Source organism: Rhizobium sp. WSM1274 (assembly GCF_025200775.1).
Classification (GTDB): domain Bacteria; phylum Pseudomonadota; class Alphaproteobacteria; order Rhizobiales; family Rhizobiaceae; genus Rhizobium; species Rhizobium leguminosarum_I.
The window spans coordinates 3,497,781-3,520,127 of record NZ_CP104138.1; the positions used below are offsets into that span (position 1 = coordinate 3,497,781).

The following is a 22,347-nucleotide window of genomic DNA, read 5'->3' on the forward strand; positions in this document are numbered from 1 at the left end:
CGACGAAGGAGCGCTTTCGGCCTGGAGGGCCGAAGGTGGGTAAAGATCCGGGGAAGCGCGTCACGGCGTTCCCGACCGGAGGAGAAACGTTTCGATGCTTGGCTATATCTTCAAGCGCGTGCTCTACATGATCCCGACCCTGTTCGGCATGTCGCTGATCTCGTTCCTGATCATCCAGTTGCCACCAGGTGACTATCTGACGTCGATGATCGCCACCATGAGCGACAGCGGCCAGACCGTCGATCCCGCGCAGATCGAGCGGCTGAAGGAAATCTACGGCTTCGACGACCCCTTCTATGTCCAATATCTGAAATGGATCTGGGGCATCGTCAGCCGCGGCGACTTCGGCTACTCCTTCGAGTGGGGCCAGCCCGTCTCCGGGCTGATCTGGGCTCGCATGGGCTCGACGCTGGTGATCTCGCTCCTGAGCCTGCTCTTCGTCTGGATCGTCGCTTTGCCGATCGGCATCTATTCCGCTGTCCGCCGCCACTCCGTTGGCGACCATGTCTTCACCTTCCTCGGCTTCATCGGCCTTGCTGTGCCGAACTTCATCCTGGCGCTGACGCTGATGTACATCGCCTATAGATATCTCGGCCAGAGCGTCGGCGGGCTGATTTCGCCGGAATATGCCGAGGCGCCCTGGAGCCTCGCCAAGGTTGGTGATTTCCTCGCCCATCTCTGGATCCCGATCATCATCATCGGCGCATCGGGAACGGCAGCAATGATCCGCATCCTGCGCGCCAACCTGACCGACGAACTGCACAAGCCCTATGTCGTCACCGCCCGCGCCAAGGGACTGCCGGAATACAAGGTCATCTTGAAATATCCGGTCAGAATCGCGCTCAATCCCTTCGTCTCGGCGATCGGCTGGGTGCTGCCGCATCTCGTCTCCGGCGTGACGATCACCGCCATCGTGCTGAACCTGCCGACCGCCGGGCCGCTGCTTTTCCGCGCACTGATCTCGCAGGACATGTACCTCGCCGGCAGTTTCATCCTGCTTTTGAGCGCGCTGACCCTCGTCGGCATGCTGCTGTCGGATCTGTTGCTGGCGCTGCTCGATCCGCGCATCCGGTTCAATTGAGGGGAATGCGATGAGCACGCACGAAACCTTCGGAAACCACGCTGGTCCGCTTCACACTGTTGCCGATGGCCCGTCGATCAGCCCGCTGAAACAGGGCAAGACCGTCTCGACCGCCGCGATCGGCCCCTGGCGGCTGGTCGCCGGCAAACTGATCCGCCAGAAGGTGGCGATGGTGGCCGGCGCCATCATCCTCTTCCTCTATCTGGTTGGCCTCTTCGCCGAATTCCTGGCGCCGGCTTTGCCGATGACCTCGCGGCCGCAATATACCTATGCCCCGCCGCAGGGCTTCAGCTTCTTCGTCGAAAAACCGGACGGCAGCTCGGAGTTCAATTTCCATGTGAAGGGCTACAAGGTCGAGATCGACAAGGTGGCGCTGCGCCGCACCTTCGTCGTCGACGACACCAAGGTCGTCCCGATCGGCTTCTTCGTCAAAGGCGCGGCCTACGATCTCTGGGGCCTGATCCCGATGAACCGCCACCTGATCGGCCCCCTCAACCAGAACGACCCGATGTATCTGCTCGGTGCCGACCGGCTCGGCCGCGACGTCTTCTCGCGCCTCGTCTACGGCACACGCGTATCCATGTCGATCGGCCTCGTCGGCGTCGCCATGTCGCTGATCCTGGGCGTCGTGCTCGGATCCATCTCCGGCTTCTACGGCGGCTGGGTCGATACGCTGATCCAGCGCGTCATCGAGGTCGTCAGCGCCATGCCGACCATCCCGCTATGGCTCGGCCTGGCGGCGGCGATCCCGCTGACATGGTCGCCGGTCAATGTCTATTTCGTCATCACGATCATTGTCTCGCTGCTCGGCTGGACCAGCCTGGCGCGGGAGGTGCGCGGCCGGTTCCTGGCGCTGCGCAGCGAGGATTTCGTCGTCGCCGCCCGGCTCGACGGATCGAGCGAAGCACGGCTGATCTTCCGCCACATCCTGCCGTCGCTGACGAGCCACATCCTTGCGGTCGTGACACTGGCCGTGCCGACCATGATCGTCGCCGAGACCTCGCTTTCCTTCCTCGGCATCGGTCTCAAGCCGCCGGTCGTCAGCTGGGGCGTGCTGCTGCAGGACGCCCAGAACATCCGCACCGTCGCCACCGCGCCGTGGCTCCTGATCTGGCCGTCGCTCGCGGTCGTCGTCGCCGTCCTGTCCTTCAATTTCTTCGGCGACGGCCTGCGCGATGCCGCCGACCCCTACGACAATTGAGGAGGAAACCATGACCGATCTTTCAGACGACGTCGTTCTCTCCATCGAAAACCTCTCGATCGATTTCCGGCTGCGCACCCACATCCTGCACGCCGTCGAAAATGTCAGCTTCGAGCTGAAGCGCGGTGAGACGCTCTGTCTCGTCGGCGAGAGCGGATCCGGTAAAAGCGTCACCGCCCGCTCGCTGCTGCAGATCGTCGACAGCCCCGGCAGCATCGTTTCCGGCCGCATCCTGCTCAATAACGGCGACGAAGTCACCGGGGGTAACGGCATCACCGACATCGCCGCGCTGAAACCGTCGGATCGGGCGATGCGCGCCATCCGCGGCCGCCGCATCGGCCTGATCTTCCAGGAGCCGATGAGCTCGCTGTCACCGGTCCATACCATCGGTTCGCAGATCATCGAGGCCGTGCGCCTGCACAGCAATCTTGATCAGCATGCAGCCCGCGAAAGGACCATCGAACTGCTGCGCCAGGTCGAAATTCCGAACCCGGACAAGATGGCCGACCGCTACACCTTCGAGTTCTCCGGCGGAATGCGCCAGCGCGCCATGATCGCCATGGCGCTTGCCGGCAATCCCGACATTCTCATCGCCGACGAGCCGACGACGGCACTCGACGTCACCACGCAGGCCGAAATCCTCGACCTTATCAAGCGGTTGCAGGTCGAACGCGGCATGGCCATGCTGCTCATCACCCATGACATGGGGATCGTCGCCGAAGTGGCCGATGATGTCGCCGTCATGCGCTTCGGCCGCATCGTCGAGCACGGCCCGGTGGATGCGATTTACCATGCCGCCAAGCATCCCTATACCCGCCAGCTGCTGGCCTCGACGGTCAAGCTGACCCACCATGTCGAAGGGCGGCTGCCCGCCGTGGCACTGTCGCCGCAGGCGCCGCAGCCGATCCTGTCCGTCCGCAACCTCGGCAAGATCTATGGCTGGCACGGCAAGGCCAACACGCTGCGCGCAGTCGACGATGCCAGCTTCGATCTCTATCCCGGCGAAAACCTCGGCATCGTCGGTGAAAGCGGCTCCGGCAAGACGACGCTCGGCCGGCTGATCCTGCGCACCGTCGAGCCGACATCGGGCAGCATCAGCTATCGCGGCAGGGACGGTGGCGAGATCGACGTCACCAAGCTGACGAAGCGCGAACTCCGCACCTTCCACCGCGAAGTCCGCCTGGTCTTCCAGGACCCCTTCGCCTCGCTCAATCCGCGCATGACCGTCAAGGAGGTGATCGGTGATCCGCTTGTTGTCAACGGGCTGGCCAAGCGCAAGGCGCTGGAGGACCGCGTCGCCGAGCTGATGCGCCTGGTCGGCCTCGATCCGATGGGCATGGAGCGTTACCCCCATGCCTTTTCCGGCGGCCAGCGCCAGCGCATCGGCATCGCCCGCGCCCTTGCGCTCGACCCGCGCATCATCATCGCCGACGAGGCGACGTCGGCCCTCGATGTCTCGATCCGCAGCCAGATCCTCGACCTGCTGCTCGATATCCGCCAGCGGCTGAACCTGAGCTTCATCTTCATTTCGCACGATATTTCGGTGGTGCGTTATTTCTGCGATCGCGTCGCCGTCATGCATCGCGGCAAAATCGTCGAACTTGGCGAGGCCGAACAGATCTGCACCGCTCCCGAGGAGGCCTATACCAAGAGCCTCATCTCCGCCATTCCCAATCCCGACCCCCGCGATAAGCGCATGCTGCACCGGCATCGTTTCGTCGCGCCCGCCAATATCTAAGGACGATCCCGTGCCGAAATTTTCCGCCAACCTTTCCTTCCTCTACCAGGACCTGCCCTTTCTCGACCGCTTCACGGCAGCCGCAAAGGACGGCTTCGGCGCCCTCGAATATCTCGGCCCCTATGCCGAGCCCAAGGAGAAGGTCGCCGAGGCGCTGAAGGCGAGCGGCCTGAAACAGGCGCTCTTCAATGTACCATCCGGCGACTGGGCCGGCGGCGAGCGCGGCATCGCCTGCTTACCGAAGCGCGTAGACGAGTTCCGCAATGGGGTCGCGCAGGCCCTCGATTATGCCGCAGCGCTCGATTGCCGACAGGTGAATGTCATTTCCGGGCTGGTGCCTAGGGGTGCGGACCTTCAAACACTGGAAACGGTGCTGGTCGACAATCTGAAATATGCTGCAAAGCGTTGCGCCGATGCCGACGTCAGGCTGCTGATCGAGCCGATCAACCTACGCGATATTCCCGGTTTCTTCCTGTCGACCACCGCTGACGCCGAGCGCATCCTCGACAGGGTCGGTTCCGACAACCTCTATATCCAGTATGATTTCTACCACATGCAGATCATGCAGGGCGATCTGATCCCCACCTTCGTCAGGCTGAAGGAGAAGATCGCCCATGTGCAGATCGCCGACAATCCCGGCCGGGGCGAACCCGGGACCGGCGAGATCAATTACGGCTTCATCCTCTCCGAACTCGACCGCCTCGGCTACGAAGGCTGGGTGGGCTGCGAGTATAAGCCGAAATCCGGCACCAGCGAAGGCCTCGGCTGGATGAAACCCTATCTGAAGTGAGCGAGGACAGCATGAACATCGGATTTATCGGACTGGGCGTCATGGGCCGCCCGATGGCGGAACACCTGATCGACGCCGGCCATACGCTGCATCTGAGCCGCGTGAAGGAAATCTCGCAGCATCTTGTCGACAAGGGCGGCAAAGCCGCCGCAAGCGCCGAGGCGGTGGCGCACGCTTCCGACATCGTCATCCTGATGCTGCCGGATACACCAGATGTCGAGGCGGTTCTGTTCGGCGAAGACGGCGTCGCCGCCGGCCTTTCCCAGGGCAAGCTGGTTATCGACATGAGCTCGATCTCACCGGTCGCCACCAAGACTTTCGCCAAACGCATCGAGGCGCTCGGCTGCGATTATCTCGATGCCCCGGTTTCCGGCGGTGAAGTCGGCGCCAAGGCCGCCTCGCTGACGATCATGGTCGGCGGCAAGGAGCAAGCTTTCGAACGCGCCAGGTCGCTTTTCGAAAAGATGGGCAAGAACATCACCCATGTCGGCGGCAGCGGCGACGGCCAGACGGCGAAGGTCGCCAACCAGATCATCGTCGGCCTGACGATCGAGGCTGTTGGCGAAGCGCTGCTTTTTGCCAGGAGGGCCGGTGCTGACCCGGCCAAGGTGCGCTCCGCACTGATGGGCGGCTTTGCCGCTTCGCGCATCCTTGAAGTGCATGGCGAGCGCATGGTCAAGGAGACCTTCGAGCCCGGCTTCCGCATCCGCCTGCACCGCAAGGACATGACGCTTGCCGTCGATGCCGCCCGCGCACTCGATCTGTCGCTGCCGAACACGGCCGCCACGCAGCAGCTGATGAATGCCGCGATCGCCAATGGCGACGGCGAACGCGACCACTCCGCTCTCATCCGCACCCTGGAACTCCTCGCCGGAGGACCGCGCTAGATCAACGCTTTTTAGAATTGCCGGATGACATCTTCGATTGTCTTCCGCCGGAGCCCTCTTCCGGACGGCGAAGCCATGTCCGGTCATCGATAGAGAAGGACAGGAAATGCTCAACAAAGATATCCAGCTGCCCTACGGCGCCGTCTATTTCCGCAAGTCCAACCCGCCCCGCGAAGATTGGGAACGCGACTACGCCACCGCCGGGCAGGACGGCCTCAACATCTTCCGCCACTGGTTCATGTGGAGCGCGATCGAAACCGCCCCCGGCGTCTACGATTGGGAGGAATATGACCGCCAGATGGATCTTGCCGCCGCAAACGGCATCAAGACCGTTATCGCCGAGTTGATTCATGCCGTGCCGGACTGGGCAGTGCGCAAATATGCGCATGCTTTGCAGGTCAATGCCGACGGCACCAAACTCGGTTCCTATATGGGCGTCTCGTCGGCAACCGGTGGCTTCTCCAACAATGGCGGCGGCGCCGGCGCCCTGACGCTGAACTGCGCCGAAGTGAAGGAAGCCGCTGGCAAGTTCCTGACCGCGCTTGCCACCCGCTACAAGGATCATCCGGCGATCTATGGCTATGACGTCTGGAACGAGTGCAACTATTCCGCCGATGTCGATTACAGCCGCTTTGCCAAATCAGCCTTTCGCAAATGGCTGGAGAAGAAGTACGGCAGCCTGAAGGTCCTGGCGAAAGCCTGGTACCGCTACAGCTATGCCGAATGGGAGGATATCGAGCCGCCGGTGCACATGGCGCCCTATCCCGAATGCATCGACTGGCTGCAGTTCAAGCGCGACAATTTCTACGACCAGATGCAGTGGCGCATCGATACGATCCGCGCCGTCGACCAGAAGAATACCATCGCTGCTCACGGCATATCCGGCGCAATTCCCAACATGGCGGCCAACGGCTGCGACGACTGGCTCGCCGCCTCCAAAGTCGAGGTTTACGGCTTCACCTGGATCCAGGCGCGCAAGGGCTCGGAAGCCTGGAAGAACTGGTATGGCGTCGATATCAACCGCGCCGCCGCCCGCGGCAAGCCCTTCTGGCATGCCGAGCGCCAGGGCGGGCCGCTCTGGCTGCAGCCGCAGGTGATCGGCCGCGACAAGGAGGATGGCCGCGTCGCCGAGCCCGAGGATATCCGTCTCTGGAGCATGACCTCGCTTGCCGGCGGCGCTCGCGGCGTGATCAATCTGCGCTGGCGCCCACTGCTCGACGGTCCGCTCTTCGGCGCGTTCGGCTCCTACGGCATGGACGGCTCGCGCACGCCGCGCTCCGATATGGCAAGCGCCATGGCGAAATGGGCAAACGACCGGGCGCAGGCTCCCCTCTGGGAGGCAAAGCCCGTTCGCGGCGAGGTCGGCATCCTTGTCGTTCGCGAAACGCAAGAGTTTGATTACCTCCTGAACCATGACCGCAAGGAGAAACCCTATCCCGAGGCCATGTGGGGCGCCTATCGCGCCTTCCTCGAAAATGGCGTGCAGCCGGACTGGGTGCATATCGACGATATCGCGGCCTATGATTTCCTCTATTTCCCCTATCCGATCATGTTCACATCAGAACAGGCGAACCGCCTGAAAGCCTGGGTCGAAAACGGCGGCACGCTTATTGCCGAAGCATGCCCCGGCTATTTCGGCGATCACGGCCATGTCGGCACCGTGCAGCCGAACATGGGCCTCGACGAGGTCTTCGGCGCACGCGAGGAGGAAGTCGAATTCATGCCCGATATCGGCGACCGCATCCATTTCGATCTCGATGGCGCCACCGTGGACGGCGGCGGTTTCCTGCAATCCTACCGGCTGGCGGGCGGAACCGGGCGCGGCCATTTCACCGACGGCCGCCTTGCCGTCGTCGAAAACACCTATGGCAAAGGCCGCACGCTGCTGATCGGCACCAATCCTTCCGTGGCCTATTACCGCACGCAGGGGAAGGCGAACGGCGCTTTCTTCGCTGAGCTATTGAGATGGAGCGGGACGAAGCGCCATTTGACGCTGTCGAATGCCGCACTCTTCGCCCGTATCCACGAGGGAGAAAAGGGCAGCTTCCTCTGGCTAGTCAATCCGACGCGAACGGCGCAGAAGACTGAGGTAACGCTCGCCCAAGGGACGCTTGCCCAAAGTCAGGCCGTCTGGCCGATCGGCCATATCGGCAATAGTGGCATCGAGGTGCCGCCGCGCGACGTGCTGATCCTGCCGCTCAATAGCTGAAATTTCAGGATGCGGATGAACTGGCGCCTTCGGCAAAGCCTTCAAGCTCGGGATCGAAATCAACCTCGACGACATTGTTGAAGACGGCGGTGGCCAGCATGATGCCGGCGAAAGCGACGAGGTCGACGAGCACCTTGGTCTCATAGCGCTGTTTCAGCTTTGCCCAGTGTTCGACGGGAACGGCGTTGGAATCGGCGACGATCGCCTTGCCGAAAGCGTCGAGCAGCGCTTCCTCGTCGGAAAGCTCCAGCGCGTCGGGATCGAAACCCTTGTTCATCAGCGCCCGGCGGAAGAAGGTGATAGCGATCTTCGATCTGGCTGCCTTCGAGATCGCATGCGAGAATATCCAGATCGCCCGGTCGTTGATCGCGGGATCGAGTTCGGCGCGCAGCGTGAACCATTCGGCATAAATGCGGTGGGCGGCCGGCGAATGCAGCAGCGTACGCTTCATATTGGTCATCCGGCCGCGCCGCCTGACTTCCTCGTCATGCGCCGCACGAACCTCTTCCGAAGCGGTGTCGTAGTCGATTTGCGGGAGGTGGCTCATCGGGTCCGTTCTTTCGTTTGTGCGCAGAAGCTATCGCGGCGCCGAGATATTGTGGGCTGTACAGCGGCAAATCTGCTTGGCCGCTGCCTGCCTCACGCCTAGACTGACCAAATCGAAGCTGGAGGCAAGGCATGAGCGACGACCACGAGCAGCATCATGTCGATTGGCGTGAACATGGCGTCAAGGTCATTCCCGGCAATTCGCTCGATCCGAACACCGCGCAGACGCCGGGCATGAACCGCGCGACTGCGATCAACAACGCGCGCGCCGGGGCCGAGAAAATCTGGGCCGGCACGGTGACGATCCATGCCAACGCCAAGACCGGCGCTCATCACCATGGCGATCTCGAAAGCATCATCTACGTGGTCAAGGGCAAGGCCCGCATGCGCTGGGGCGAGCATCTGGAATATACCGCCGAGGCCGGCCCCGGCGACTTCATCTACGTTCCGCCCTATGTGCCGCATCAGGAGATCAACGCCAGCCGCGACGAGACGCTGGAATGCGTTCTCGTCCGCTCAGGCCAGGAACCGGTCGTCGTTAACCTCGACATCGAACCGGTCGAAAAGCCGGAAGACGTTGCGTGGATCGATCCGATCCACCGTTAGAGTAATTTCCGCAATGTGCGCAGACCCTTACGCCGCCAAACGCTCTGCAAGAATCATCGCAGACGCCTTCAAGCGTTGACGGCGTCTGCGCCGTTCATAACAGGGTTCTCGATAATCCGTCCGGTATCGGCGGCATAGAGGTGGATCTGGTTGTAATCGATCGCGATGCCGATCGGATCGCCCGACTTCACCTTCACGGCCTCAGTCAGCGCCACGGCAAAGGGCAGCCCGTCGAAATCGGCGTGGACGACGCGGCTTGCGCCGAGCTCCTCGATGAAATCGGCGGTAGCGATCAGGGCGCCGGGAGCATCCGGGGCGACCAGCCGGGCGGCCTCGGCGCGCATGCCGAGCACGACGCGTTTGCCTTTCAGCGGTGCGGCGCGCTCGCGCGGCAGCACGACCTTGCGGCTTTGATCGTAGACGAAGACGCCATCGTCATTGATCGTGCCCTCGAGCAGGTTCATCGCCGGCGTGCCGACGAAACCCGCGACGAAGCGCGAGACCGGATGATGATAGACCTCTTCCGGCGTGCCAACCTGCTCCACCCTGCCGCCATTCATCACCACCAGCCGGTCGGCCAGCGTCATCGCCTCGGTCTGGTCATGCGTGACGAAGATCGACGTGGCGCCAAGGCGGCGGTGCAGGCGGCGGATTTCGGCGCGCATGGCGATACGCAGCTTGGCGTCGAGGTTCGACAACGGCTCGTCGAAGAGGAATACCTTCGGTTCGCGGATCATCGCCCGCCCCATGGCGACGCGCTGGCGCTGGCCGCCGGAAAGAGCGGCGGGCCGGCGTCCGAGGAAGGGTTCGAGGCTGAGCGCCTTGGCGACCTCGCCGATGCGCCGCTGACGCTCCGCCTTCGAGACACCGGCCACCTTCAATGCGTAGCCGATATTCTCGGCAACGCTCATATGCGGATAAAGCGCATAGTTCTGGAACACCATGGCGCAGCCGCGCTCGCGCGGCTCCAGCTGGTTGACGACGCGGCCGTCAATGGCGATTTCACCGCCGGTGATTTCCTCGAGGCCGGCGATCATGCGCAGCAGCGTGGACTTGCCGCAGCCGGACGGGCCGAGGATGACGATGAACTCGCCCGACTGGATGTCGAGATCGACGCCGTGAACGACGGGGGTCTTGCCGTAGTTTTTCTTCACGCCACGAATGGAGATCGGTGCCAAGGGAATACTCCTTCACTTCTCGGTGGAGATAAGGCCGCGTACGAACCAGCGCTGCATCAGAATGACGAGGATCAATGGCGGCGACATGATGATCAGGGTTCCGGCCATGGCCACGTTCCAGTCGGGCAGGCCGAATTCGGACGGGATGAGGGTCTTGAGCTGCGTCACAGCGATACCGAATTTCGGATCGGTGGTGATCAGCAGCGGCCAGAGATACTGGTTCCAGGCCCAGACGAACATGATCGTGAAGAGCGCGATCATATTTGGCCGCGAAAGCGGCAGCAGAATGTCCCAGAAGAACCGGACCGGGCCCGATCCGTCCATCTTCGAAGCCTCGGCCAACTCGTCGGGAACCGTCAGGTAGAACTGCCGGTAGAGGAAGGTGCCGGTCGCGGTTGCGACCAGCGGCAGAACGAGACCGGGATAGGAATTAAGCAGGCCCCATTCGAGCTTGATCTGGAAGCCGGTGATCTGCGCAACGAGCCAGCTTATGCCGGTGACGTCGAGGATCGTCTGGAAAGGCTGCAGCGCGTTGGCCGCAATCGAATAGGTCGGCACGATGCGGACTTCCAGCGGCAGCATCAGCGTGATGAAGATGATCCAGAAAATCACATACCGGCCGCGGAAGCGGAAGTAGACGATCGAGAAGGCTGCCATGGAAGACAGCATGACCTTGCCGGCGCCGACGGTTGCGGCGAAGATGATGCTGTGGAACAGCTTGTTGCCGAGATCGGCGCGAACCCAGGCGGTCTCAGCGTTTTCCCAGAAATGCGAGCCCGGCATCAGCGGCAGCGGCACGCGATTGACCGTCTCCAGATCAAGCGTCGAGGCGATGATGACGATGGCGAAAGGCAGAAGCGCGATCACCATGCCGAGCGCGAGAAGCGTATAGCAGATGAAGTTGAATATCGGCGTGCGTTCGATCATGTCCGCGACCTCACTTGTAGTGCACGCGCCGCTCGATGAAGCGGAACTGGAAGATGGTGAGAAGAACAACGAGCACCATCAGGATGATGGACTGCGCTGCGGCGCCCGAATAGTCGAGACCTCTGAAGCCGTCGAAATAGATCTTATAGACCATGAGCTCGGTGGCGCGCGCCGGGCCACCCTGCGTCATCACGTCAACGATACCGAAGGAATCCTGGAAGCTCTCGGTGATGTTGATGACGAGCAGGAAGAACAGCGTCGGCGTCAGCAGGGGCAGCTGGATATCCCAGATCCGGCGCATCGGCCCCGAACCATCCATCGCGGCGGCCTCGATCAGCGAGCGCGGAATGCCTTGCAGCGCCGAGAGGAAGAAGATGAAGTTGTAGCCGATATATTTCCAGGAGAAGGCGACGATGACGGCGATCATCGCATCCTTGCCGTCAAGCGCGGGGTTCCAGAGGCCGGGCCAGACGTGGTTGATGACCGACAGAAGGCCGGCCTCCGGCGCCAGGATGAAGCGGAAGGCGAGGCCGAGAGCGGGAGCGGCAATGGCGTAAGGCCAGATAAAGACTGACCGGTAGACTTTGTGGCCGCGCAATTCACGATCCGTCAAAAGCGCCAGGATCAGCGCCAGCCCCATGGCAATGGCCGTCGAGCTGAAGCCGAAGATCATGCTGCGGGCGATCGAGTCCCAATAGATCGGATCGGTGAGCAGCTGTTTGAAATTGTCGAAACCGACCCAGGCATTACCGCCGCCCCATGGCTGCTCGAGCGTGAACGCCCAATAGAGCGCCTGCGCGCTTGGCCAATAGAAGAAGACGAAGATCAGCAACAGCATCGGAAATGCGAAGAGCAGCCCGATCGTCGTTGAGGAGAAAGTGACGCGCTTTTCCATGAGTGGTCGTTTTCGTCCTGGTTCGATTTAAAACATGTCGCGCAAAACTGTGCAGCGGTTTTGCGGTAACGACATGCGTCAAAATAAAGGTCTAAAGCGCGAGGAGCGAATCTGAAAGATTGCGGCGCGCTTTAGGCGCGGGCGGCGAGTTCGCATCCGCGGCCGAGTACGCACCCGGCGCGCGAAATGCGGGCCGGGTGCGGCTCATATCAAACGATCAGGGGAGCTGAACGTTCTTGTAGGTCTGCTGGAAGCGACGCAGCAGCGTGTTGCCGCGTTCGGCAGCGCTATCGAGCGAAGCCTGGACATCGGCATTGTTGACGAAGATTGCCTGCAGACCATTGGCGATTTCGGTGCGGACCTGCAGCAGGCCACCGAGGCGGATGCCGTGTGGAGCCGCGTCACCAGCCGGCGAGGCGGTCAGGCTCTGAATGGCGAGTTCGCGGCCGGCATAAGGAGCCTTGTCGTAGAAGCCCTGCTTCTTCAGATATTCGAAGCCGGAGTTACGAACCGGGATGTAACCGGTAACGGTCGACCAGGTAAGAGCTTCTTCCGGCTTTGCGATGAAGTTGAAGAATGCCGCGGCAGCCTTATATTCGGCGTCCGAGTGACCCTTCAGAACCCAGAGCGAAGCGCCGCCGACGAAAGAGCTGTGGCGGGTTGCGTCGCCGTAGGTCGGGAGCATGGCAACGCCCCAGTTCATGCCCTGTTTGGCGGTGCGGCCGACATTGCCGTGGTCGCCGACCGAGGTCAGGATGACCTGGCAATCGCCAGCGGCAAAGGCTTCGACGAAGGTCTGGCCGACAGCCTTGTTCTTGATGACGGCAAGCTTGTTGTCGTACCAGGACTTGAGGTCCTTGATGTAGCTGACGAGAAGCGGGTTCTTGTTGAACACCAGCTCGGCGTCGAGACCTTCAAAACCGTTCTTCTTCGTGGCGATCGCTTCGCCGTTGACCGCTTCGAACTGCTCGATGTACTGCCAGACTTCGTTGTTGGAGATGTCAAAGCCGAGCGGGCAAGCATAGCCTGCATCCTTCAGAGCCTTGAGGTCCTCGCCTGCTTCCTTCCAGGTCGCCGGAGCATGATCCTTGCCGATCTTGGCGAAGGCGTCCTTGTTCCAGTAGAGAAGAGCGGTCGAGGAGTTGAAGGGGAAGGAGTACATCTCGCCCTTCGATGTCGCGTAGTAGCCGGAGATACCGGAGAAGTAGTCCTTCCAGTCGACGGTATAGCCCATGTCGGTCATCAGCTTGTTGGCCGGGTAGTAGGCGCCGGAGAGCATGATGTCGAGGGTGCCGGCGTCGGAGACCTGGGCGATGGTCGGCTGCTTGCCGGCGCGGAACGCAGCAATGGTGTTCTGCAGGGACGCGTCGTAGCTGCCCTGGCTGGTGCAGACGACTTCGTAGTCGGCCTGCGACTGGTTGAAGCGATCGCACTGCTCCTGGACACGCTTTGCGATGTCACCGGAATTGCCGAACCAGAAGTCAATCTTGGTCTTATCGGCGGCGGCAGCGGGACCAGCAAGAAACGCTGTAGCGAGAAGGGCGCCAACGGCGCCGAGAAGCTTGGCTTGCATGAGAACCTCGAACGTAAAAGGGACGCGCACTTTCAGCGCACGCCCTATTAGCCGGTTCAAATTGCCGCGGCCAATGAATATTACATGACATGAAATTATCTAAATACAGTTGTCATAAAACCTTCATACAACCATTATTCGCAAATCCTAGGGAAATATTTAGAGAAATTTCAAAGCTTGCTTCAGCATATTGCCAATAAATGACAGCTATATTCAAAACAATGGAATTTTAGGGGATATTTAATATTTATTTATACTGAAAGAGTGCCTTTATTCGGCTACTCCGCCGCAACGAAACTTGCAAAAACGCTGGCATTTTCGCCTTTGCACTGGTGTGCAACCTCAGGATTTAGGCCTCAGGATTGAAGGGAATCCTTCAGGATCGCCGCAAAACGCGGATCGAATGCACGGCTGATCGGTCCGGCGGCAGCGCCAAGCGCCACCGACCAGGGATCAGCCATGCCGGGCTGCAGGCGCGGCAGCGTCCGGCCGCGACGTTCGGCGATCGACGGCAGCAACGGGCCGATTGCCGCAATCAACCTGTTCACCAGCGCTTCCGGCGCGCTGCCGCAGAGGATCACCGTCTGCGGATCGAACAGCGTCTCGATGAGATGGATGCTCCAGCGCAGGTCCACTGCCGCTGCTTCGACCCAGGTGTGGATGCTTTGATCGCCTCTTAAGGAAAGATCGTTGATACGTGCGTGCAGATGAGGATCGGCGGGATCGACCGATAGATGCTGATAGAGCGAGGCGAGCGAGGCGCGATGTTCGAGCGGCGTCGATTTGCCGTCGGCAAACAGCAGCGCCATGCCGATCTCGCCGGCATTGCCGTTGGTGCCGCGGTAGAGTTCGCTGTTCAGAATGAGGCCGGCGCCGATGCCATAGCCGACAAAGAGGCAGACGGCGTGGTCGAGGCCATGGGCAGCTCCCACCATGCGTTCGGCAGTCGCCGCCGCCGCCGCATCGTTTTGCAGGCCGACATCGAGCCCGGTGCCGGCGGTCAGCGTTTCCAACAACGGAAATTTCTGCCAGGCCTCCATCATCCAAGGATCATCGCCGCTGCCAGCAACCCCGAAAGGCCCGGGCATGGCGGCGCCGAGACCAACCAGCCGCTTTTCCGACTGCTGGACGATCCCGGCAAGCTTTGACCTTATGCCGGCGACGAGGTCGAGGATGACCTTCGTCCCGTTCGACGGACCTCCAGGTGGGAGGCCGGCCTCTTCACGCACGAGAACGCTGCCGACGAGATCGACCGCGACCGCCCGCGTCACATGCCGGTCGATCTGCAGGCCGATCGCAAAGGCGCCCTCGGGCACCAGGCCGTAGGGTGTCGACGGCTGGCCTCTGCCCCTCCTCACCGCCTCCTGCGAACTGACGAGACCGTCGCGCTCAAGTTCCTCGATGATATTCGACACCGTCTGCTTGGTCAGCCGCGTCGCCCGCGCCAGATCGGCGCGTGAAAGCGCACCGTTGATCCTGAGGGCATCGATCATCACGCGCCGGTTATGCGCACTGGTGCCTTCGTGATTGGTCCCGCTCTTGGCCCGGATCGGGCGGCTGTCATTCATGTGCAATTCCCTCTTGACTCCAATAGAATGTTGAAGAAGTAATAAGTCAAGACACTTGACTTATTAAGGGACCGAAGAGTTCCAGGGAACGCAGGAGGCCGGCAAGGCCTCCGACGACGCTCCGAGACGACGAACCGGCACGTTTTCGCGCGTGCCTTCTCGAACACCGATGGCGGAGGACCGCCCTCGGCAATGCGTAAATGTCAAAAACTGGAGGCTGCAATGCTGAAATCCTTTAACAAGACGCTTCTGGGTGCGGCCTTGACCGGCGCATCCCTTGCGCCGCATGCTTTCGCCGAAACGACGCTGAACGCGCTCTTCATGGCGCAGGCCGCCTATAGCGAGGCCGATGTACGCGCCATGACCGACGCCTTCGCCAAGGCGAACCCCGATATCAAGGTAAATCTCGAATTCGTTCCCTATGAAGGCCTGCACGACAAGACGGTGCTGGCGCAGGGTTCCGGCGGTGGTTATGACGTCGTCCTCTTCGACGTCATCTGGCCGGCCGAATACGCCACCAACAAGGTGCTGGTCGACGTCTCCTCTCGCGTCACCGACGAGATGAAGAAAGGCGTGCTGCCGGGTGCCTGGACCACTGTGCAATATGATAGCAAATATTACGGCATGCCGTGGATCCTCGACACCAAATACCTGTTCTACAACAAGGAAATCCTCGAAAAGGCCGGCATCAAGACCCCGCCCAAGACCTGGGACGAACTGACCGAACAGGCAAAGACGATCAAGGACAAGGGCTTGCTTGCCATGCCGATCGCCTGGAGCTGGTCGCAGGCCGAAGCCGCGATCTGCGACTACACCACGCTCGTCAGCGCCTATGGCGGCGATTTCCTTAAGGACGGCAAGCCGGCCTTCCAGACCGGCGGCGGCCTCGACGCCCTGAAGTACATGGTCTCCAGCTATTCCTCCGGCCTCACCAATCCGAATTCCAAGGAATTCCTGGAAGAGGACGTCCGCAAGGTCTTCGAAAACGGCGATGCCGCCTTCGCGCTGAACTGGACCTACATGTACAACATGGCCAACGATCCGAAGGACAGCAAGGTCGCAGGCAAGGTCGGCGTCGTGCCGGCGCCCGGTGTTGCCGGCAAGAGCGAGGCTTCAGCCGTCAACGGCTCGATGGGCCTTGGCATCACCTCGGCCAGCAAGCATCCGGATGAAGCCTGGAAATACATCACCTTCATGACGTCGCAGGCGACGCAGAATGCCTATGCCAAGCTCAGCCTGCCGATCTGGGCGTCCTCCTATGAGGACCCAGCCGTCACCAAGGGCCAGGAAGAGCTGATCTCCGCCGCCAAGATCGGCCTGGCCGCGATGTATCCGCGTCCGACGACGCCGAAATATCAGGAGCTCTCGACCGCGCTGCAGCAGGCGATCCAGGAATCGCTGCTCGGCCAGTCCTCTCCAGAGGACGCGCTGAAGTCGGCCGCAGATAATAGCGGCCTCTGATCAAGCCATGAAAACCCGGGCGGCGCCGGCCGTCGCCCGGTCTCCAAAACCTGTAATGAAGAAGGGTCGCCTTGATGTCGGGCACTTGGCTGACAACCCGCGCGTGGCTTTTGATGCTGCCGCTTCTCGTGGTCATGATATCAGTCATTGGCTGGCCTCTGATCGATACCGTCGGCCTCTCCTTCACCGATGCCAAGCTCGTCGGCACGGAAGGGAACTTCGTCGGCATCGACAACTACGCGAACATGATCTCCGGCTCGAATTTCCAGCGCACGCTCATCACCACCGCATGGTTCGCGATCGTTTCGGTCGCCGCCGAAATGGTAATCGGCGTTCTGGCAGCCTTGCTGCTGAACCAGCAGTTTCGTGGCCGCACCGCACTTCGTGCGCTGATGATCCCACCCTGGGCGCTGCCAACCGTCGTCAACGCCACGCTCTGGCGGCTGATCTACAATCCGGAATACGGCGCTCTGAACGCCGCGCTGACCCAACTTGGCCTGCTGGAGGCCTACCGCTCCTGGCTCGGCGAACCGGGCACAGCGCTGGCAGCCCTCATCGTCGCCGACTGTTGGAAGAATTTCCCCCTGGTGGCGCTGATCGCGCTGGCCGCACTCCAGGCCGTGCCGCGCGACATCACTGCCGCCTCGCTCGTCGACGGCGCCGGCGCTTTCGCCCGCTTCCGCTTCGTCGTTCTGCCCTATCTTGCCGGCCCCTTGATGGTGGCCCTGGTGCTGCGCACGATCGAGGCCTTCAAAGTGTTCGACATCATCTGGGTCATGACCCGCGGCGGCCCGGCCAACAGCACGCGCACGCTGTCGATCCTCGTCTATCAGGAAGCCTTCTCCTTCCAGCGGGCAGGCTCCGGCGCCTCGCTGGCATTGATCGTCACGCTGCTGGTGACGCTGCTTGCTGCCGGCTACGCCGCTCTGGTGCGCAGGGCGGCGGGGAGTGTGGCCTGATGGAACGCCAGAGCCCGCTCTTTTCCACCTTCATTCACCTCTGCGCATTGCTGCTCGCCGCCGTTATCCTGGCGCCGATCCTATGGTTGTTCATTATGAGCATCTCGCCGGCCGCCGACCTTGCGGCAAAGCCGCTGCGCTGGTGGCCGCAGACGGCGGATTTCTCTCGCTACGGCGTGCTGCTCTCGACGCTCGAAAACAGCGCCGGCGCCGCCTTCACCTCGTCGCTGCGAAACAGCATCGAAGTGGCGGGCATGGCGACGATCGCCGCCATCGCACTCGCCATTCCGGCCGGCTGGGCTGTGTCGCGCACGCCTTCGGTGGGATGGTCGCTGTCGATGGTGATCGCCACCTATATGTTGCCGCCGGTGGCGCTCGCCGTGCCGCTCTATATGGGCCTGTCCCATCTCGGATTGCTGAACAACGTCTTCGGCCTCGCTCTCGTCTATCTCACCATTCTGGCGCCTTTCACCACTTGGCTGATGAAATCGGGTTTCGATTCCATCCCGCGCGAGATCGAATCCGCCGCGATGATCGATGGTGCCGGCCTGTTCCAGACGCTGCGCATCATCACGCTGCCGCTGGCAGCCCCTGTGGTCGCGACGTCAAGCCTCTTTGCTTTCCTGCTTGCCTGGGATGAATTCTTCTATGCGCTGCTCTTCACCTCGGACCAGCGCGCCAAGACGCTGACTGTCGCCATTGCCGATCTCGCCGGCGGCCGCGTTTCCGATTACGGACTGATTGCGACGGCAGGCGTGCTCGCCGCCCTGCCCCCGGTGCTGATCGGTCTTGTCATGCAACGCGCCCTGATTTCGGGGCTCACCAGCGGCGGCGTCAAGGGATGAACATGACAGCAGAAAGAACCCGGCCGGCCGGACTTGCCGCGATCGATCGCGAAATGGCGCGCCAGCATGCCGATGCGATCGCCTCCTATGAAGCCGCCCAGCCGATGGCGGCAAGGGCCGCCGTCTCGCTGAAAAAGACCGGCAGGCTGCTGCTCATCGGCATGGGCGGCTCGCATGCCGTCAACCGCGCCGTCGAGCCGCTCTACCGGGCCTACGGCATCGATGCCATCGCCCTGCCACTGTCCGAGCAGCTTGGCCAGCCGCTGCCGATCGCCGGCAGGACGATCTTCGTCACCTCGCAATCCGGCGAAAGCGCCGAAGTCCTGCGCTGGTTCGACGAGACCGGCGGCACGGAAGAGACCTTCGGCCTGACACTCGAAGGCGGTTCCTTCCTCGCAAGAACCGCCCCGTCGCTGGTCGGCAGCGGCGGCACCGAGCTAGCCTTCGCCGCCACCCGCAGCCTGACGGTAACCTTCGCCCTGCATCTGGCCATCCTCGCCGGCCTCGGCGAAAATCCCGACGCCGCACTTGCCGCCCTCAAGGCGCCGGAAGACCATGACATCACCGCCGCCCTCTCGGCACTCGAAAACGTCGTGACGATCGTCACGTCGGGACGCCGGCTGCAGGGTGTCGCCGAGGCGCTGGCGCTCGGATTGACCGAGCTGTCACGCCGTCCCTGCTTTTCGCTCGAAGGCGGCCAGTTGCGCCACGGACCGATGGAGATGCTGGGATCGGACATCGGTGTCGTGCTCTTCCGCGGCATGGACGAAACGGCCGGCCTGGTCACCGCAATGGCGACATCCGCCGTCGAGACCGGTGCCCCGGTCATCCTGTTCGACGCCTCGGGCGAAGCGCCGGTGGCCGGCGCGGTAACGATCCGCTTTGCGCCTGCAACCGGTCTTGCCGCGATCTTCGCCATGCTGCCGGTCGCCCAGCGGCTGATGATCGCCTTTGCCGATGCCCGCGTGGAGAATGCCGGAACACCGGTCCGCTCCACGAAGATCACCCGGAGCGAATGAATGCGGCCGCTTGCAGTCATCGGCAACGTCAACATCGACCTGATCCTTGGACCGGCCGCCCCCTGGCCGAAGGCCGGGACGGAAATCATCGTCGATCATGACGAGTTGCGGGTCGGCGGAGCCGCCGGCAACAGCGCCCTCGCCTGGCAAGCGCTTGGCGTCGAATTCGGGATCGCCGCCAATATCGGCAGCGACCAGTTCGGTCGCTGGCTGAGCGAAGCCTTCGGCCATCGTTCCGACAAGTGGCAGGTCCGTCCTGAGAAAACGACGCTCTCCGTCGGCATTACCCATCCGGACGGCGAGCGCACCTTCTTCACGACGAGGGGCCATCTGCCGCGCTTCAGTCTGGCAGACGTCTTTGCGGCCCTCGACGGCACTCGCCTCAGCGGCGGTTACGCCCTACTCTGCGGCTCGTTCCTGACCGACGACCTTACAGCGGATTATGACGCCTTCTTCGACTGGGCCGACAGCCACAGCATCACCGTCGCGCTCGATACCGGCTGGCCGCTTGACGGCTGGACAGACGAGAATTGCGCGGCGACACGTGCCTGGCTCTCCCGCAGCGGTATCGCGCTGCTGAATGAGGTCGAATCGACGACGCTTGCCGGCATCGCCGATCCGATCGAGGCGGCCCGTCACATCAGGTCGCATATGCCGGAGGGCGCGATCATCGTCGTCAAGCGCGGCCCGGACGGCGCTCTCGCGATCGGGCCGGACGGCCTGTTGGTTTCGGTGGCGGCACCCGCTGTCGAGGTCGTCGATACGATCGGCGCCGGCGATGTCTTCAACGCCGCCTTCCTCGCCGCGCTCGCAAGCGATGAGCCGCTGATGTCCTGCCTGGAGGCGGGAACCGCAGTCGCCTCGCGCGCCATCTCCACCCTTCCCCGCAATTATGGCGGCCCGTCATCTCCTGAGGAGCCCGTGCGATGAGCGCGCTCGAAATTCAGAACATCCGCAAGACCTACGGCGACGTCGAGACGCTGAAAGGCATCGACATCTCATTGGAAAGCGGCGAGTTCTTGGTGCTGCTCGGCTCCTCCGGCTGCGGCAAGTCCACGCTGCTGAACATCATCGCCGGCCTTGCCGAGGCGACGAGTGGCGATGTCAGGATCGGCGGCCGCTCGGTGCTTAGCGTACATCCGAAGGACCGCGATATTGCCATGGTCTTTCAATCCTACGCGCTCTATCCCAATCTGACGGTGCACCGGAACATCGGCTTCGGCCTGGAAATGCGCAAGGTGCCGACGCCGGAGCGCGACAGGGCCGTGCACGATGCCGCAAAGCTCCTGCAAATCGAAAACCTCCTCGACCGCAAGCCGAGCCAGCTTTCCGGCGGCCAGCGCCAGCGCGTCGCGATCGGCCGCGCGCTGGTGCGCAAGCCGGAGGTATTCCTTTTCGACGAACCTCTCTCCAACCTCGACGCCAAGCTGCGCATGGAGATGCGCACCGAAATCAAGCGGCTGCATCAGATGCTGAAAACCACGGTCGTCTATGTCACCCATGACCAGATCGAGGCAATGACCCTTGCAAGCCGCATCGCCGTCATGCGCGACGGCCGCATCGAGCAGCTGGGCACGCCGGAGGAGATCTACAACCATCCGGCGACGCTCTATGTCGCCACCTTCGTCGGCGCGCCGCCGATGAACCTGCTGAAGGTGACGGCGCGTGACGGTCGCCTGGCGCTTTCAGGCTCCGATGCGATCCTGCCCCTGCACGCCCGTTTCCGAGAAGCGGCCGGCAATGGCCGCGAGCTTATCCTCGGCATCCGTCCCGAGGCGCTTCGCACGGACGGCACCGGCCCATCGATCGAGGCAACCCTTGAGGTCGCAGAGCTGACCGGCCCGGAACTCGTCGTCACCGCCCTTGCCGGAAATCAGCGCCTGATGGCCTGCCTGCCGCCACGCACGCCGATCCGCGACAATGACAAAATTACTCTCTTCTTCGATGAGGAGGCGATGCATCTCTTCGACCCGGTAACCGGCCTCAGCTGCGGCCGTTAGCGACAGAACGGTTTTCCCCTCAATTGTTCAATTCGCTGCCTCAGTGGGCTTCCGCTGGTAGACGTGAATATAGTCGACGAGCAGGATGGAAGGGTTCGGCGTTTCATCGATCGGCCAACCCGAGCCGAGCGCCAGATTCACCAGCGGATAGAACGGCATGTGGAACTCCTTCGGCGTATCGAAGCTCCAGATGAACTGACGGTCAAAGTAGAAGCTCGTCTTGTCAGCTTGGATATCGACGCCGTAAGTGTGGTATTCGCTGTTTAAAATTCCGTCCTGAACGGTTTGCCAATGGCCGCCGGTCGTGTTCTGGCCGCCCTGGCTCTGACGCCAGATATGAAAGCCCATGCTGAATTCGTAGGGCGCGCGTCCATAATATTCCAGGACGTCGATCTCGGAGGTGTATTTCGACCGGTCAAGCCCGATGAGCCAGAAGGCCGGCCAGACACCCTTGCCCGGCGGCAGCTTCATCCGTGCTTCGAAATAACCAAATTGCTGCGAGAAGCCTTCGCCTTTCGGGTTCACCGACGACAACAGGCCCGAGCGCCAAGTTCCATCGGCCTCCTTGCGCGCTTCGATCTTCAGAATTCCCTGATCGGTGGTAAACGGAAAGCCCGGCGCCGGGTCTGTGAACCTGGCGTCACCGAAATCGCCGTTCCAGGGCGTATGGGCGATCCAGCGGGAGCTTCTCTCCCCCCAGGCCGAGACGTCCAGACTGTCGAAACTTTCCTCGAACGTTAGCTGGTACGCATTGATATTGAGTGGTTGCTGAGCCACGCTGGGCTGCCCGGGCAACGCCCCCAGGCCGAGAACAATGAGCAAACCCAGAGCCTTAGAAGATATCCCGTAACGCATCCTGCTCCT

At 62.0% G+C, this 22,347-nt stretch carries 20 protein-coding genes; 13 read left to right on the plus strand and 7 right to left on the minus strand.

Annotation, left to right across the window (positions count from 1 at the left end; all coding sequences use genetic code 11):
- The first annotated feature begins 94 nt into the window (after window positions 1–94).
- The 6 genes from N2600_RS17540 to N2600_RS17565 all read left to right on the plus strand — a co-directional run bounded on the left by N2600_RS17540 (window position 95) and on the right by N2600_RS17565 (window position 7,906).
- Window positions 95–1,081, plus strand: a complete 987-nt coding sequence (locus tag N2600_RS17540) for an ABC transporter permease (protein ID WP_222386808.1) — start codon at window positions 95–97, stop codon at window positions 1,079–1,081.
- A gap of 10 nt (window positions 1,082–1,091) precedes the next feature.
- Window positions 1,092–2,282, plus strand: coding sequence for an ABC transporter permease (locus tag N2600_RS17545; protein ID WP_017961798.1), 1,191 nt, complete (start codon window positions 1,092–1,094; stop codon window positions 2,280–2,282).
- A 10-nt stretch (window positions 2,283–2,292) separates the two neighbouring features.
- Window positions 2,293–4,020 (plus strand): ABC transporter ATP-binding protein, encoded by a 1,728-nt coding sequence (locus tag N2600_RS17550; RefSeq protein ID WP_222386809.1) that lies wholly within the window; start codon window positions 2,293–2,295, stop codon window positions 4,018–4,020.
- A 10-nt stretch (window positions 4,021–4,030) separates the two neighbouring features.
- A complete protein-coding gene (gene otnI, locus N2600_RS17555; protein WP_260296926.1) occupies window positions 4,031–4,810 on the plus strand; it encodes a 2-oxo-tetronate isomerase in 780 nt (259 codons plus the stop codon).
- Window positions 4,811–4,821: 11 nt separating this feature from the next.
- Window positions 4,822–5,697 carry a 2-hydroxy-3-oxopropionate reductase gene (locus N2600_RS17560; RefSeq protein WP_170261651.1) on the plus strand — a complete coding sequence of 292 codons (876 nt, stop codon included), beginning with the start codon at window positions 4,822–4,824 and terminating at the stop codon, window positions 5,695–5,697.
- A 106-nt stretch (window positions 5,698–5,803) separates the two neighbouring features.
- Entirely contained in the window at window positions 5,804–7,906 is a 2,103-nt protein-coding gene (locus N2600_RS17565; protein WP_260296929.1) for a beta-galactosidase, read from the plus strand.
- A gap of 4 nt (window positions 7,907–7,910) precedes the next feature.
- Here N2600_RS17565 and N2600_RS17570 read toward each other — a convergent pair whose 3' ends face one another.
- Window positions 7,911–8,453: a hypothetical protein gene (locus tag N2600_RS17570; RefSeq protein ID WP_170261649.1), complete on the minus strand. Its 543-nt coding sequence runs from the start codon at window positions 8,451–8,453 to the stop codon at window positions 7,911–7,913.
- A 131-nt stretch (window positions 8,454–8,584) separates the two neighbouring features.
- On the opposite strand from N2600_RS17570, the gene N2600_RS17575 reads away from it, so the two are divergent.
- Window positions 8,585–9,058: a cupin domain-containing protein gene (locus N2600_RS17575; protein ID WP_017965889.1), complete on the plus strand. Its 474-nt coding sequence runs from the start codon at window positions 8,585–8,587 to the stop codon at window positions 9,056–9,058.
- A gap of 68 nt (window positions 9,059–9,126) precedes the next feature.
- On the opposite strand, the gene N2600_RS17580 is transcribed toward N2600_RS17575, so the two are convergent.
- The 5 genes from N2600_RS17580 to N2600_RS17600 all read right to left on the minus strand — a co-directional run bounded on the left by N2600_RS17580 (window position 9,127) and on the right by N2600_RS17600 (window position 15,199).
- Window positions 9,127–10,236 (minus strand): sn-glycerol-3-phosphate import ATP-binding protein UgpC, encoded by a 1,110-nt coding sequence (locus N2600_RS17580; RefSeq protein WP_170257931.1) that lies wholly within the window; start codon window positions 10,234–10,236, stop codon window positions 9,127–9,129.
- A 12-nt stretch (window positions 10,237–10,248) separates the two neighbouring features.
- Window positions 10,249–11,163 (minus strand): ABC transporter permease subunit, encoded by a 915-nt coding sequence (locus N2600_RS17585; protein ID WP_170261648.1) that lies wholly within the window; start codon window positions 11,161–11,163, stop codon window positions 10,249–10,251.
- Window positions 11,164–11,173: 10 nt separating this feature from the next.
- A complete protein-coding gene (locus N2600_RS17590; protein ID WP_170281561.1) occupies window positions 11,174–12,058 on the minus strand; it encodes a carbohydrate ABC transporter permease in 885 nt (294 codons plus the stop codon).
- A 217-nt stretch (window positions 12,059–12,275) separates the two neighbouring features.
- Entirely contained in the window at window positions 12,276–13,631 is a 1,356-nt protein-coding gene (locus N2600_RS17595; protein ID WP_260296930.1) for an extracellular solute-binding protein, read from the minus strand.
- 356 nt (window positions 13,632–13,987) lie between these two features.
- Entirely contained in the window at window positions 13,988–15,199 is a 1,212-nt protein-coding gene (locus N2600_RS17600; RefSeq protein ID WP_260296931.1) for an ROK family transcriptional regulator, read from the minus strand.
- Between the two features lie 222 nt (window positions 15,200–15,421).
- On the opposite strand from N2600_RS17600, the gene N2600_RS17605 reads away from it, so the two are divergent.
- The 6 genes from N2600_RS17605 to N2600_RS17630 all read left to right on the plus strand — a co-directional run bounded on the left by N2600_RS17605 (window position 15,422) and on the right by N2600_RS17630 (window position 21,483).
- Window positions 15,422–16,660, plus strand: coding sequence for an extracellular solute-binding protein (locus N2600_RS17605; RefSeq protein ID WP_260296932.1), 1,239 nt, complete (start codon window positions 15,422–15,424; stop codon window positions 16,658–16,660).
- Between the two features lie 74 nt (window positions 16,661–16,734).
- Window positions 16,735–17,619 (plus strand): carbohydrate ABC transporter permease, encoded by an 885-nt coding sequence (locus N2600_RS17610; protein ID WP_260296933.1) that lies wholly within the window; start codon window positions 16,735–16,737, stop codon window positions 17,617–17,619.
- Entirely contained in the window at window positions 17,619–18,464 is an 846-nt protein-coding gene (locus tag N2600_RS17615; protein WP_222386818.1) for a carbohydrate ABC transporter permease, read from the plus strand. The genes N2600_RS17610 and N2600_RS17615 overlap by 1 nt, the downstream gene beginning before the upstream one ends.
- Entirely contained in the window at window positions 18,461–19,483 is a 1,023-nt protein-coding gene (locus N2600_RS17620) for an SIS domain-containing protein (RefSeq protein ID WP_260296934.1), read from the plus strand. Before N2600_RS17615 ends, N2600_RS17620 begins: the two co-directional genes overlap by 4 nt.
- Complete coding sequence (locus tag N2600_RS17625) at window positions 19,484–20,413, plus strand: PfkB family carbohydrate kinase (protein ID WP_260296935.1); 930 nt, start codon at window positions 19,484–19,486, stop codon at window positions 20,411–20,413.
- On the plus strand, window positions 20,410–21,483 hold the full coding sequence (locus tag N2600_RS17630) for an ABC transporter ATP-binding protein (protein ID WP_260296936.1): 1,074 nt from the start codon (window positions 20,410–20,412) through the stop codon (window positions 21,481–21,483). The genes N2600_RS17625 and N2600_RS17630 overlap by 4 nt, the downstream gene beginning before the upstream one ends.
- 27 nt (window positions 21,484–21,510) lie before the next feature.
- Here the strand turns inward: N2600_RS17630 and N2600_RS17635 are convergent, their stop codons facing one another.
- Window positions 21,511–22,338: a glycoside hydrolase family 16 protein gene (locus tag N2600_RS17635; RefSeq protein ID WP_162117910.1), complete on the minus strand. Its 828-nt coding sequence runs from the start codon at window positions 22,336–22,338 to the stop codon at window positions 21,511–21,513.
- Window positions 22,339–22,347 lie beyond the last annotated feature (9 nt).